Annotated in this window: 12 protein-coding genes; 4 read left to right on the forward strand and 8 right to left on the reverse strand. The window is 67.7% G+C overall.

Going from position 1 to position 13,138, the window contains the following annotated elements; translation table 11 throughout:
• Window positions 1-18 precede the first annotated feature (18 nt).
• The 7 genes from PHLH3_RS02640 to PHLH3_RS02670 all read right to left on the reverse strand — a co-directional run bounded on the left by PHLH3_RS02640 (window position 19) and on the right by PHLH3_RS02670 (window position 8,201).
• Window positions 19-183 carry a hypothetical protein gene (locus tag PHLH3_RS02640; RefSeq protein WP_213628097.1) on the reverse strand — a complete coding sequence of 55 codons (165 nt, stop codon included), beginning with the start codon at window positions 181-183 and terminating at the stop codon, window positions 19-21.
• Entirely contained in the window at window positions 180-1,301 is a 1,122-nt protein-coding gene (locus tag PHLH3_RS02645) for a PepSY-associated TM helix domain-containing protein (protein ID WP_213628099.1), read from the reverse strand. The genes PHLH3_RS02640 and PHLH3_RS02645 overlap by 4 nt, the downstream gene beginning before the upstream one ends.
• A 67-nt stretch (window positions 1,302-1,368) precedes the next feature.
• The gene (locus PHLH3_RS02650) at window positions 1,369-3,810 is read right to left on the reverse strand and encodes a TonB-dependent siderophore receptor (protein WP_213628101.1); all 2,442 of its coding nucleotides are present in this window, start codon (window positions 3,808-3,810) and stop codon (window positions 1,369-1,371) included.
• 155 nt (window positions 3,811-3,965) lie between these two features.
• Window positions 3,966-4,916 carry a FecR family protein gene (locus PHLH3_RS02655; RefSeq protein ID WP_213628102.1) on the reverse strand — a complete coding sequence of 317 codons (951 nt, stop codon included), beginning with the start codon at window positions 4,914-4,916 and terminating at the stop codon, window positions 3,966-3,968.
• Window positions 4,913-5,431, reverse strand: a complete 519-nt coding sequence (locus PHLH3_RS02660; protein ID WP_173177506.1) for an RNA polymerase sigma factor — start codon at window positions 5,429-5,431, stop codon at window positions 4,913-4,915. Before PHLH3_RS02660 ends, PHLH3_RS02655 begins: the two co-directional genes overlap by 4 nt.
• A 128-nt stretch (window positions 5,432-5,559) precedes the next feature.
• The gene (locus tag PHLH3_RS02665) at window positions 5,560-6,270 is read right to left on the reverse strand and encodes a 3'-5' exonuclease (RefSeq protein WP_213628104.1); all 711 of its coding nucleotides are present in this window, start codon (window positions 6,268-6,270) and stop codon (window positions 5,560-5,562) included.
• Window positions 6,267-8,201 (reverse strand): putative nucleotidyltransferase substrate binding domain-containing protein, encoded by a 1,935-nt coding sequence (locus tag PHLH3_RS02670; protein ID WP_213628113.1) that lies wholly within the window; start codon window positions 8,199-8,201, stop codon window positions 6,267-6,269. Before PHLH3_RS02670 ends, PHLH3_RS02665 begins: the two co-directional genes overlap by 4 nt.
• 294 nt (window positions 8,202-8,495) lie before the next feature.
• On the opposite strand from PHLH3_RS02670, the gene PHLH3_RS02675 reads away from it, so the two are divergent.
• From PHLH3_RS02675 to PHLH3_RS02690, 4 genes are all read left to right on the forward strand, one after another.
• Entirely contained in the window at window positions 8,496-8,999 is a 504-nt protein-coding gene (locus PHLH3_RS02675; RefSeq protein ID WP_213628114.1) for a response regulator, read from the forward strand.
• A 172-nt stretch (window positions 9,000-9,171) separates the two neighbouring features.
• Window positions 9,172-9,603: a PaaI family thioesterase gene (locus PHLH3_RS02680; RefSeq protein ID WP_213628115.1), complete on the forward strand. Its 432-nt coding sequence runs from the start codon at window positions 9,172-9,174 to the stop codon at window positions 9,601-9,603.
• Window positions 9,603-10,010 (forward strand): PaaI family thioesterase, encoded by a 408-nt coding sequence (locus PHLH3_RS02685; RefSeq protein WP_213628116.1) that lies wholly within the window; start codon window positions 9,603-9,605, stop codon window positions 10,008-10,010. The genes PHLH3_RS02680 and PHLH3_RS02685 overlap by 1 nt, the downstream gene beginning before the upstream one ends.
• A 63-nt stretch (window positions 10,011-10,073) precedes the next feature.
• Window positions 10,074-10,640 carry a TetR/AcrR family transcriptional regulator gene (locus PHLH3_RS02690; RefSeq protein WP_213628117.1) on the forward strand — a complete coding sequence of 189 codons (567 nt, stop codon included), beginning with the start codon at window positions 10,074-10,076 and terminating at the stop codon, window positions 10,638-10,640.
• Between the two features lie 63 nt (window positions 10,641-10,703).
• Here PHLH3_RS02690 and PHLH3_RS02695 read toward each other — a convergent pair whose 3' ends face one another.
• Window positions 10,704-12,881, reverse strand: coding sequence for a malate synthase G (locus PHLH3_RS02695; protein WP_213628118.1), 2,178 nt, complete (start codon window positions 12,879-12,881; stop codon window positions 10,704-10,706).
• Between the last annotated feature and the right edge of the window lie 257 nt (window positions 12,882-13,138).

Genomic DNA, 13,138 nt, shown 5'->3' on the forward strand with positions numbered 1-13,138 from the left:
GCGAATTTCCCCGGTGGCTCAGCGCCGCAGCAGCAAGGGGCGGATGCCGAGGATGGCGGGGATGCCCAGGCCGACCCAGGCCAGGGCATCCCAGATGCCGTCGCCGAGCAGGGCGCCCACCAGGCCGGTGGCGGTCAGCGCGGCCAGCAGCGCGGGCACGGCGAAGATGCGCATCAGGTTCATGCCGTGGTCTCCCGCCGGCGCGCCGGGACGCGGCGGCGCACCCACCACAGGTAGAGCCCGCTGCCGAGCACGATGATGGTCAGCACGTCCAGGGTCGCCCACAGCAGTTGCATGGGCCGGCCGCCGTAGTCGCCGAAGTGCAGCGGCTGGGACATGGCCAGGGCGTCCATGTACCAGGGGCGCTCGCCGACGGCCGTCACCTCCAGGGTGCGCGCGTCGATCAGCACCGGCGTCCACAGGTGCGAGGTGAGGTGGCTGCTGCCTTTCATGAACACCGAGTAGTGGTGCTCGCTGGAGAAGCGCGTGCCGGGGAAGGCGATGAAGTCCGCCGCCATGCCCGGCGTCGCCTTCGCGGCGATCTCCAGCAGGCGCGTGGCCGGGGCGCGGTCGGTGAGTGGCGGGGCGTCGCGGTAGGGCTCGACCATGGCGGCCAGGCTCTCGTTGCGCCAGGCGGCGATCACCAGGTCGGCGCAGGCGCTGATCACCCCGGTGACGCCCACCACCAGGGCCCAGGTGAGGGTGACGATGCCGATCAGGTTGTGCAGGTCCAGCCAGCGGGTACGGGAGGAACGGTCGCGGCGCACGGTGCCGAACTCCAGGCGACGCATGAAGGGCGCGTAGAGCACCACGCCGGAGACGATCGCCACCACGAACAGCAGGCCCATGAAGGCCAGCAGCAGCTTGCCCGGCAGCCCGGCGAACAGGTCCACGTGCAGGCGCAGCAGGGTCATCATGAAGCCGCCGTTGGCCGAAGGCATGGCCACCGGCTCGCCGCTGCGGGCGTCGAGCATGAAGGTGTGGGAGGCGTTGGGCTCGGTGCCGGCGGTGGCAGCGGTGATGGCCACCACGCCGTTGGGCTCGTCGTCCTCCCAGCCCAGGTACTGCACCACCTCGCCGGAGCGGTGGGCCTCGGCGGCCTGCACCAGCTGCTGCAGGTCGAGGCGCGGCGCATCCGCCGGCATCTCGCGCAGCACCGGGGCGTCGCCCAGCAGGTGGTCGATCTCGTGGTGGAAGATCAGCGGCAGGCCGGTCAGCGCCAGGAGCAGCAGGAAGGCCGTCGAGATCAGGCTGGTCCAGGTGTGGACGAAGGACCAGCGGCGGAGGGTGGTGGTTTTCATGATCCGTCCGGAAGCCCGAGGCCACCCAGCGGGCGGCCTCGGTGGTGCGTGGTTTGCGGAGAAGGGGTCACCACCGGTAGGTGGCCCTGGCGACGACGCTGCGCTCGTCACCGTAGTAGCAGTAGTAGCCGTCGCAGGTGGAGAGGTAGTCCTTGTCCAGCAGGTTGGTGGCGTTGAGCGCCAGCGACGCGCCGTTCAGGCTGCTGTCCAGGCGCCCGAGGTCGTAGTGCACGGCGGCATCGAACACGGTGTAGGACTTGGCGAAGCCGAGCTCGCTGTTGGCCTGGTCGCCGAAGGTGTTGCCGGTGTAGCGGGCGCCGGCGGCGATCCCGAAGCCGTCGAACACGCCGCTGTGCCAGGTGTAGTCGGCCCACAGCGAGGCCTGGCGGTTGGGCATCAGTTGCAGGCGCTTGCCCTTGTACTCGCCGTCCTGCACTTCGGATTTCGCCTGGGTGTAGGAGGCGATCAGCTTCAGGCTGTCGGTGACGTTGCCCACGGCTTCCAGCTCCAGGCCCTTGACCTTCACTTCGCCGTCCTGGCTGGTGACCGGCGTGCCGTTGATGCGGTTGGTGACCGAGACGTTCTGCTGCGTCAGGTCGTAGACGGCGGCGCTCAGCAGGATGTCGCTGCCGGGCGGCTGGTACTTCACACCCAGTTCCCACTGCTTGCCTTCGGTGGGCTTGAACGAGTCGGTCGGCGAGGCGGTGGCGTTGCTGGTGGGCTGGAAGGACTCGGCGTACGACAGGTAAGGCGTGAAGCCGGAGTCGAACACGTAGCTGAGGGCGGCGTTGCCGCTGAAGGCCTTGTCGCGCTCGGTGTTGGTGGCGTCGCCCTGGTTGAGGAAGGTGGTGCCGGTGTGCACCCAGTCCTCGCGACCGCCGAGGGTCAGGCGCCATTGGTCGAGGGCCATCTGGTCCTGGACGTAGAGGCCGGTCTGGATGGTCTTCTGGTTGTAGTCGTAGAACGCCAGGGAGCGCGGCGGACGGACGATCGGCTGGCCATATACGGGGTTGTTGACGTTGATGTCCGGCGGGGCGTAGCCGTTGAAGGCGGTGCCGAAGACCGACATGTAGTCGGTCTCGATGCGCTGGTGATCAAGGCCGAGCAGCAGGGTGTGATCGATGCCGCCGGTGGCGAAGTCGGCCTGGAAATTGTTGTCCACCGCGAACTGGCTGATGTCCTCATCGGTGTTGGTGCTGTTGCGACCGACGTTGCCATTGGCGTCGACCACATAGCCGAAACCGGCGAGCGACGGGATGTAGCTGTTGACGGTCACGGTCTGGAACGACAGCTCGGACTTGGTGTAGCGCAGGTTCTGGCGGAACTGCCAGACGTCGTTGAAGCGATGCTCGAAGGCGTAGCCCAGCGCGTAGTAGGTGCGGTCGTAGAAGTCGTAGTCCGGATCGCCCAGGTTCTTGTGGTGGGAGATCTTGCCGAACGGCATGTCGATCTTGGTGCCCTGGATCGGCCGGAACTGGCTGGTGGTGCCGGTATCGTCGCGGGTGAACTGCGAGAGCAGGGTCAGCGTGGTGTCGGGGTCGATATTCCAGGTCAGGCTGGGGGCGAGGTTGTAGCGCTTGTTGTCGACGTGGTCGATCTGCGTGCCGCTGTCGCGCACCACACCGCTCAGGCCGTAGAGGAACTGGCCCTGGTCATCGATCTGGCCGGTGCTGGCGAAGTTGATCTGGCGATGGTTGTCGCTGCCGTACTGCACCTCGATCTCATGGCGGGTCTCGGCGCTCGGGCGACGGCTGACCATGTCCAGCAGGCCGCCGGGTGGGGTCTGGCCGTACACGGAGGAGGCCGGGCCACGCAGCAGGGCCAGGCGGTCCAGGTTCCAGGTTTCCGGCTTCGGGTTGGCGTACACGCCACGGGGCAGCGGCAGGCCGTCGAGGAAGTGGGTCGGCTCGAAGCCGCGTACGCGCATCCAGTCGTAGCGGGTGTCGCTGCCGAAGCTGCTGGAGACGATGCCCGGCATGTACTTCACCGCGTCGTCGAGGCTGTGGACGCTGCGGTCCTGCATCTGCTCGCGGGTGGCCACGGAGATCGAGCGCGGGGTCTCGGCCAGGGCGGTGTCGGTCTTGGTGCCGGCGGCGGTGCGCTGGGCCAGGTAGCCGGTGGCGCCGCCCCAGGCGCTTTCGCCGACGCTGGCGGCATCGATGTTGGTTGCCGGCAGGGCCATGCCCGTTGCAGCCACGGGCTCCAGGCTGAAGGTGCCCGCCGGGCTCCTGACCAGTTGCAGGCCGCTGCCGTTGAGGGCGGCAGCGAGCGCGGCGACCGGCGAATACTCGCCCTGCACCGGTTGTGCTGTCTTGCCGGCTGTCAGGCTCGGGTCGATGCTCAGGACGATGCCCGCTTCGCTGGCGATGCGGCTGAGGGTGCTGGCCAGGGGCGCGGCGGGCAGCTTGTACTGCTGGGTGTCGGCGCTGGCCTGGGCGGACAGGCTGCCCAGGAGGATCGCGGCGGCGAGCAGGCCGGGGCGGAAACCGGGGCGGAAGGCGAAGGTCATTGCGAACGGCTCCTGTTAGGAAATAAGTCTCAATGACCTGTTGCCGGATCAGGATGGAAAAGTGATAGGGGCACCGCGAAATTTTTTTGAACGTCTGCCGGATGCCGGTTCTCCCGGGCTCAAACCCGGGCTAGCTGGGGGCGCTGGATGAGGCGCTAATGGTTGGCGGGCACCACGCGGGTCCACCAGCTGGTATGGCGTTCGATACGCACGGGCAGGCTGGGGGGCAGGGCGTCTAGGGCGAGATCGCTGTCATTCAGGGGGAAGCTGCCGCTGATGCGCAGGTCGGCGACTTCCGGGGCGACGCCCAGGTAGCCGCTGCGGTACTCGCCCAGGCGTTCCAGCAGGTCGGCCAGGCGCGCGTTCTCCACCACCAGCATGCCGCGCACCCAGGCGTCGGCGCCGACCGGCGCGTTCTGGCTGGCGTCCAGGCGGGTGCTGCTCATCAGCACCTGCTGGCCTTCCTCGATGATGCGCTCTTCATCGGCCCGCGCCGGGTGGGCGGCGACGGCCGACTGCAGGACGATCAGGCGCGTGCCGTCCTTCTCGGCGCGCACCAGGAAGCGCGTGCCGAGGGCGCGCAGGTCGCCGTCCCCGGTGCCGACCACGAAGGGGCGCGGGTCACCGTGTGCGGTCTCGACGAGGATCTCTCCGCGGCGCAGGTGGATGCGGCGCTGGGCCGGGTCGAACTCGATGTCCAGGGCGCTGCGGCTGTTGAGGCGCACATGGGTGCGGTCGGGCAGCAGCAGGTCACGTTGTTCGCCGCTGGCGGTGACTTCGTCGGCCAGCCAGTCGCTCAGTGGGCGTTGCTGGTTGGCCAGGCCCAGGGCGAGGGCACCGACCAGGACCAGGCCGAGCAGGCTGGCGCTGCGGCGCATGCGGCGCGGGGAGCGCAGCAGGGCGCGGCGGGCCGGGGCATTGCCGGCGGCGACGAACTGCTGGTCCAGGCCGGCCAGTTGCGCCCAGGCGCGGGCGTGTTCTGCATTGGCGGCGTGCCAGTGGAGGAATTCCGCCTGCTCGCCCGCGCTGGCTTCACCGGAGCCCAGGCAGAGTTGCCAGTGGATGGCTTCGTCGAGGACCTGCGAGGAGACCGGGGCGCGATTCACGTCGGTTCACCGTAGAGGGCGATGTAGCACTGGCGCAGGCCCTGGGCGAGGTACTGGCGCACGCGCGGCACGGAAACGCCCAGGCGCTCGGCGATCTCGGCGTGGCCGAGGCCGTCGACGCGGTTGTGGAGGAAGGCGGCGCGCGCCTTGCTGGAGAGCGTGCCCAGTAGGCGGTCGATCTCGCGCAGGGATTCGAGGATCAGCGCCTGTTCCTCCAGGCCCGGCTGCACGGCTTCGGGGACCCGGGCCAGTTCCTCGAGGTAGGCCCGTTCCAGGGCGCTGCGGCGGAAATGGTCCACCAGCAGGCCACGGGCGATGGTGGTGAGCAGCGCGCGGGGTTCGCGCACCTGGTGCAGGTCGGCTTTGCCGAGGATGCGCACGAAGGCGTCCTGGCTGAGGTCTTCCGCCCGATGGGGGCAGCTCAGGCTGCGGCGCAGCCAGCCGAGCAGCCAGTCGCGATGGTCGCGATAGAGCGCGCCCGCCAGCTCATGGTTCGTGGTTTCTCCAAGCGACACTGCAACCTCCGCCGCGCGAAGCAGGCTGGTAGGAAATGGAGCGAGAATGATTCGCAATTATGCCGATGCTGGCACCCGGCCGCAATCGCAGGCCGTCGGCTGCCGACGACCGTTCGCGTGGCGCTGGCTCAGAGACCGGGTTGTTGCTGGCGACGCTGCCTGCGGGTGAGGGCGGCGGCGAGGGCGGCGGGGCTGTCGAGGCCCTGCTGGCGGGCGCGGCTGAAGAGGATCAGGGCCATCTCGGCGGTGGCCAGGGCATCGGCGCTGGCGTGGTGGCGTTGCTGAACCTGCAGGCCGAAGTACTCGGCCCATGAGTCCAGCCCGCCGTTGCGGATGCCGGCGTCGGGGCACAGCAGCGGGGCCAGTTCGGCGACGTCGAGGAAGGGATGCTGCAGGCGATGGTCGAGGTCGCGCTTGAGGGCGCGGGCGAGCATGCGCTGGTCGAAGGGGGCGTGGAAGGCCAGCAGCGGGCTGTCGCCCAGGTATTCCATGAAGGCCAGCAGGGCTTCGGCGGGCTCCACGCCTCCGGCCGATTCGCTGGGGGCGATGCCGTGGATGAGCACGCTGGGGCTGACCCGTCCGGTTTCGCGGTGCAGGGTGGCCTCGAACTGGTGGCCGAGGTCGATGGCGCCGTTTTCGATGCTCACTGCGCCGATGGACAGCACCAGGTCGCGGCTCATGTTCAGCCCGCTGGTTTCCAGGTCGAGCACCACGAAGCGCTGTTCGCGCAGCGGCCGGTCGTCCAGGCCGAGCGGGGCGGCCAGGGCGTCGCGGCGGCGTTGCTGGGCCTCGCTGAGCGGCGGGCGATGGCGGCGGGTGAGCCAGGCGAGGGCGTTCATAGCTGGTAGCGCAGCGCGAGGCTGGCCTGCAGGCGCTGGGCCTGGCGGAAGGATTCGCGGAGGATACGCCGGTCCAGGTGGTTGAGGCTGTCCGGGTCGAGGCGGTTGGTGAAGGGCAGCCCTTGCCGGGCCTGTTGCTGGTGCTGCTGCATGCGGGTCTGCTGGATGAAGTGGTAGGCCTCTTCGAAGGCGGCACCGTCCTGGGCGTCGATCACCTCATGTGCCACCAGCTGGCGCAGGCGTTCAAGGGTGTTGCAGGCGTCGATGCCATGGGCGAGGGCCAGCAGGCGTGCGCCGTCGACGAAGGGGGTGAGGCCCTGGACCTTGAGGTCGAGGGTGTCCTTCTCGGCGCCCTTGCGGGCCACCACGAAGTCGCGGAAGCGGCCCACGGGCGGTCGCTGGCGCAAGGCGTTCTCGGCCATCAGGCGCTGGAACAGGCGGTTGTCGGCGACCTGCGCGAGCACCTCGCGGCGCAGTTGCTCGCAGCCCTCGCGCTCGCCCCAGACGGCCCGCAGGTCGAAGTATATGCTCGAGCCGAGCAGGCTTTCCGGCGTGGCCTCGCGGATGAAACCGGCGAAGCGGCGGCTCCATTCCTGGCGCGACAGGCACAGTTCGGGGTTGCCGGCCATGATGCGCCCGCGGCACAGCTCGAAGCCGCATCTGGCCAGGTCCTGGTTGATGCGCTCGGCCAGCGGCAGCAGGCGCCCGCGGATGGCGGCGGCCTCGGCGGCGTCGCGGGCCTCGAAGAGGATGCCGTTGTCCTGGTCGGTGTGCAGCGTCTGCTCGCGGCGCCCTTCGCTGCCGAAGCACAGCCAGGTGAAGGGTACGCCCGGGTCGCCCTGTTCTTCGATGGCGAGCTCGATCACCCGGCACACGGTGTGGTCGTTGAGCAGGGTGATGATGTGGGTGATCTGCGTGGAGCTGGCGCCGTGGGCGAGCATGCTGTCCACCAGGCGCTGGATGTCGCTGCGCAGGGCGGCGAGGGTCTCGACTCGGCCGGCATGGCGGATGGTGCGGGCCAGGTGCACCAGGTCGACGCGCTGCAGGGAGAACAGGTCGCGCTCGGAGACCACGCCGCGCAGGCGACCGTCCTCCACCACGCAGACATGGGCGATGTGGCGCTCGGTCATGGCGATGGCGGCATCGAAGGCGCTGGCATCCGGCGGCAGGTGGAAGGGCTGCTGGGTCATCAGCCCGGCGATGCTCTGGCCGAGGTCGGCGCAGGCGTCGGCGATCACCCGACGCAGGTCGCGCAGGGTGAAGATGCCCTGGGGCCGCTGCTGCTCGTCGACGATGACGATGCTGCCCACCTGGTTCTCGTGCATCAGCCGCACGGCATCGCGCAGGGGCATGTGCGGCGGGCAGGCGATGGGCTGGCGCACGGCGAGATCGATGAGGCGGGTGTCGAGCGAGTACTGGGCACCGAGGGTTTCCACCGCGCGCAGCTGCACCTGCTGGTTGACCTGGTCGAGCAGGCTGCTGACGCCGCGCAGGGCGAAGTCGCGGAACGGGCCGGAGATGGCGAACAGGCGCACGAAGGCGGGCTTGGCCAGGAGCAGGCAGAAGGTGTCTTCGCCGGCCAGGTGCTCGGTGCGGGTGGCGCGCTCGCCGAGCAGGGCGGCGAGGGGGAAGCATTCGCCGCCGGCGATCTCGAAGGTGGTCTCGGTGCCGCGCTTGGCCGAATGCGGGCGTTCGCCGACCACGCGGCCCTGCTTGACGATGTAGAAGTGTTCGACCGGCCCGTCGCTGGGCTTGATGATGGATTCCCCGCGCCCATAGAAGCGCAGCAGGCAGTTTTCCACCAGGTAGGCCAGGTGGGCGCTTTCCATCTGGTTGAAGGGTGGGAATTTCTGCAGGAACTCCATGGTGCCATGGACGTTCTGCATCACCGCCTGCTTGCCCGCCTGGGCGAAGGCGTCCGTCGTGCTCATGCTCTGTTTTCCACGGCGCTCTTGTTGTGGGTGCATGGTCGATGGCCGGGACGGCGCTGCACATTGGACGTAAGTATAGAGCGAGCTCGAACCCATTCCCGGCGCGGGTTGTCGGGGTGAGTTCCGCCTGGGAGGAGGAATTGCCGCCGCCCCCATTGTGCTGGTCAATTTTTGCACCGTTCGGCGGCGAAACGGGAACTCTTATGATTTTCCGCTATCACACACGCGTGATGCCGCGCACTCTGACTTTGCGCGGAGCAGCGTGCCTGCAATGGCCGCTACGAGGTGGAGCCCATGAATTACGGTGACTTGCTGAGCCAAGAGGAGATGAAGGCCCTGGATGAACTGGTGCGCGTGCCGAACGCCCAGCCCAGTGTGCTGCTGGTGGACGATGATGAAGCTGCCCGCGACTCCCTGGCCGATCGCCTGACCGCTCACGGCATCAGTTGCATCACTGCAGAAAGCGGCGAGCAGGCCTTGGCTCTGCTGCTGGCGCGGCCCTCCATCGACCTGCTGGTGACCGAACTGCACATGCAGTGTGGCAGTGGCCTGGAGCTGGTCCGCCAGGTGCGCCAGTCGGCGCGGGCGAGCCTGCCGGTGATCATCACCTCGGGTGATGCGGACGTTCAGGACGCCATCGAGGCCATGCACATGAAGGTGGTGGATTTCCTTCTCAAACCCGTGGATATCACCCGCCTGGTTACGTTGGTGCGCAACGAGCTGGGTACGCCGCCGAGCAAGCCTCCGGTGAGGGCGAGGCAAGCAAAGGCCGAAGTCCTGACGCTGAAAAGCGCCTGAAGCCGCCGCAAGGCGGTTTTTTCTTTTCTCCATTTACCCATCGATCCGCTGGCTGGCCCGGCATTCGCCGGCCTGATACGGGCTGCCGGCTGCTTGTAGCCGATCGATTTGTGATCAGAATAGTTAGACCGGTCTATATAAAAAGCCGGCCACTTTTTCAGGAGGAAGCGTCATGAACCACGATCCGCGTTTGCAGGAACGACTCGAAGCGGTGATCCGCGCTACCCCGTTCGCCGCGCTGATGGGGGCGCGCGTCAACGCCATTGGCGCGGGCGCTGTCGAGCTGGAGGTCGAGGTGAAGCCGGAGGTGATGCACCAGCATCATGGCTTCGTACATGGAGCGGTGGTCGGCTTCATGGCCGACAGCGCCTGTGCCTGGGCGGCGGCCTCGGTGGCGGGGGATGTGGTGACCTCGGAGTACACGCTCAACCTGCTGGCGCCGGCGGTGGGCGAGCGCCTGGTGGCCCGGGGGCGGGTGCTGAAGGCGTCGAGCCGGACACTGGCGACCTTCGCCGAGGTCTTCGCGATCAAGAACGGCGAGGAGAAGCTTGTGGCGGTGGCCCTGGCCACGGTGGCCAAGGTCGGCGGCGAGGGGGCGCGCTGATGGAGAGCGAAGTGCCTGACGGCTACGAGCCGCTGTTTCGCAGTAGCCCATTCCTCGATCTGCTGGGCCCGCTGTATTGCCGTCGCGACGAGAGTGGCGGCCTGGTGATCGCAGTACGTATCGGGGAGAAACACTGCAACCTGCGGGGCACGGCCCATGGCGGGCTGCTCTGCACCCTGGCGGATGTGGCGCTGGGCTATTCCACGGCCTTCTCCCAGGACCCGCCCCTGGCGATGGCGACGGTGAACCTGAGCCTGGATTTCTGCGGTGCGGCTCGGCTCGGGGACCTGGTGGAAGTCCGCACGACGATCCACAAGGTGGGCCAGCGCCTGGCATTCGCCAGTGCGGACCTGCGCTGCGGGGAACACGCCGTGGCCCGCGGCAGCGCCGTGTTTCATATTCCCTGAGGCTCGGGCATGCTTTGCGCGCGCCGGGGGACCGGCGCGCGTCACTGCCCTGGAGAGGTTCTCTTGCCGAAGAAATCCAACGCCGCCGATCGCGTCGTCCGCGCCACAGCTTCACTGCTGGCGAGCAAGGGCTATTTCGGAACGGCCCTGGGCGACATCATCGCCCGCTCGGAGACGCCCAAGGGCTCGCTCTACCACTACTTCCCCGATGGCAAGCCGGAGATCGTCGGCGCCGCCATCGATTTCGTCGCCACCGAGGTGCGTGCGCATCTCGAGCAGGCCGCGAACCGGGCGCCCCATGCACGCAACGCGCTGCTGGGCTTCACCGCGACGCTGCGCGGTTGGCTGGAGGCCTCGGACTACGCCGAGTCCTGCCCGATCTTCGCCACCACCTTGAGCATCGACGATGAGCTCGATGGTGTTCACCGGCGCTGTGGCGCCGCGCTGGGCGGCTGGCATGGCGTTTTCGAACAGGCACTGCTCGCCGACGGGCTTGCCGCCGCAGTGGCCGAACGTCGTGCCTGGCTGCTGATCGCCGCGCTGGAAGGGGCGCTGGGCGTGGCCCGGGTGCAGCGCTCGCTGCGGCCGCTGGAGCTGATCGAGGCGGAGCTGCTGCCGTTGCTGCCCTGATCGCCCGGCTTTCTACAGGCATGAAAAAACCGCCCCGAGGGGCGGTTTTTCTTGGAGCGGGGCTTACAGGCCGTTCTTAGCCTTGAATTCGCGACGACGACGGTGCAGGACCGGCTCGGTGTAGCCGTTGGGCTGCTTGGTGCCTTCGACCACCAGTTCGACGGCGGCCTGGAAAGCCACGTTGTCGTCGAAGTTGGGGGCCAGCGGGCGGTACAGCGGGTCGTTGGCGTTCTGGCGGTCGACCACCGGGGCCATGCGCTTGAGGCTGGCGAGGATCTGCTCCTCGGTCACCACCTTGTGGCGCAGCCAGTTGGCCAGCAGCTGGCTGGAGATGCGCAGGGTGGCACGGTCTTCCATCAGGCCGACGTCGTTGATGTCCGGCACCTTGGAGCAGCCGACGCCCTGGTCGATCCAGCGCACCACGTAGCCGAGGATGCCCTGGGCGTTGTTGTCCAGTTCGTTCTGGATCTCGTCGGCGCTCCAGTTGGTGTTCGGCGCCAGCGGGATGGTCAGGATGTCGTCCACCGAAGCCGGCGCGCGCTTGGCCAGCTCGGCCTGGCGGGCGAACACGTCGACCTTGTGGTAGTGCAGCGCGTGCAGGGTGGCGGCGGTCGGCGACGGAACCCAGGCGGTGTTGGCGCCGGCCAGCGGGTGGCCGATCTTCTGCTCGAGCATGCCGGCCATCAGGTCGGGCATGGCCCACATGCCCTTGCCGATCTGGGCGCGGCCCTGCAGGCCGGTGGCCAGGCCGATGTCGACGTTGTTGTTCTCGTAGGCGCCGATCCACTTCTCGCTCTTCATGGCGGCCTTGCGCACGACGGCGCCGGCTTCCATGGAGGTGTGGATTTCGTCACCGGTGCGGTCGAGGAAACCTGTGTTGATGAACACCACGCGCTCGCTGGCGGCCTTGATGCACGCCTTGAGGTTGATGGTGGTGCGGCGCTCCTCGTCCATGATGCCGACCTTGAGGGTGTTACGCGGCATACCGAGCACATCCTCTACGCGACCGAAGATCTCGGTGGTGAAGGCGACTTCTTCCGGGCCATGCATCTTCGGCTTGACGATGTAGACCGAGCCGGTGCGGGTGTTCTTGCGGCTGGTGTTGCCGTTGAGGTTGTGCAGGGCGATCAGGCTGGTGAACAGCGCGTCCTGGATGCCTTCCGGGATCTCGTTGCCGGCGGCGTCGAGGATGGCCGGGTTGGTCATCAGGTGACCGACGTTGCGCACGAACAGCAGGCTGCGGCCGTGCAGGGTCAGCTCGGAACCGTCGGGCCTGGTGTAGACGCGGTCGGGGTTCATGGTGCGGGTGAAGGTCTCGCCGCCCTTGGACACGCTCTCGGCCAGGTCGCCTTTCATCAGGCCCAGCCAGTTGCGGTAGACCACGGTCTTGTCGTCGGCATCGACGGCGGCGACGGAGTCCTCGCAGTCCATGATGGTGGTCAGGGCGGCTTCCATCAGCACGTCCTTGACGCCTGCGGCATCGGTCTTGCCGATGGGGCTGTTCGGGTCGATCTGGATCTCGAAGTGCAGGCCGTTGTGCTTGAGCAGCAGGGCTTGCGGGGCCGCGGCATCACCCTGGAAGGCGATGAACTGGGCGGTGTCCTTGAGGCCGGTCTCGGTGCCGTCCTTCAGGGTCACGGCGAAGGCGCCGTCCTTGATGGCGTAGGCGGTGGCGTCGACATGGGAGCCGTCGTGCAGCGGGGCGGCTTCGTCGAGGAAGGCGCGGGCGAAGGCGATGACCTTGTCACCGCGGACCTTGTTGTAGCCCTTGCCCTTCTCGGCGCCGTTCTCTTCGCTGATCACGTCGGTGCCGTAGAGCGCGTCGTACAGCGAGCCCCAGCGGGCGTTGGCGGCGTTCAGGGCGAAGCGGGCGTTCATCACCGGCACCACCAGCTGCGGGCCGGCCATGCGGGCGATCTCTTCGTCGACGTTGGCGGTGGTGGCCTGGAAGTCGGCCGGCTCGGGGAGCAGGTAGCCGATTTCCTGCAGGAAGGCCTTGTAGGCCACGGCATCGTGGGCCTGGCCGGCGCGGGCCTGGTGCCAGGCGTCGATCTGCGCCTGGAGTTCGTCGCGCTTGGCGAGCAGGGCTTTGTTCTTGGGCGCCAGGTCATTGATGACCGCTTCGGCGCCGGCCCAGAACTTCTCGGCGCTGATGCCGGTTCCGGGGATGGCTTCGTTGTTCACGAAGTCGAACAGGACTCTGGCGACCTGCAGGCCACCGACTTGAACGCGCTCAGTCATTGCTTGCCTCACTCTGCTCAATATCCGCTGCGGACCGTGCTCCAGTGCTTGTAGTCCGAGCCGCGGCATACTACATGAAGCCGTCGTAAAAATCATGGGCGTGCGTCGCTATGCGACCAGAAAACGCCTTGCAGTCACGGCGGGGGCAGAATGTTCTCAAGAAACAGGTGGATTGTTCCAGAAAAATCTTAAAAACGTACACGATTAATGAAAAATCGTGTCTGCGACCCAGTGCCGCAGCCTGGAAACGCATATTC

The organism is Pseudomonas sp. Pc102 (assembly GCF_018408275.1).
Taxonomy (GTDB): domain Bacteria; phylum Pseudomonadota; class Gammaproteobacteria; order Pseudomonadales; family Pseudomonadaceae; genus Metapseudomonas; species Metapseudomonas tohonis.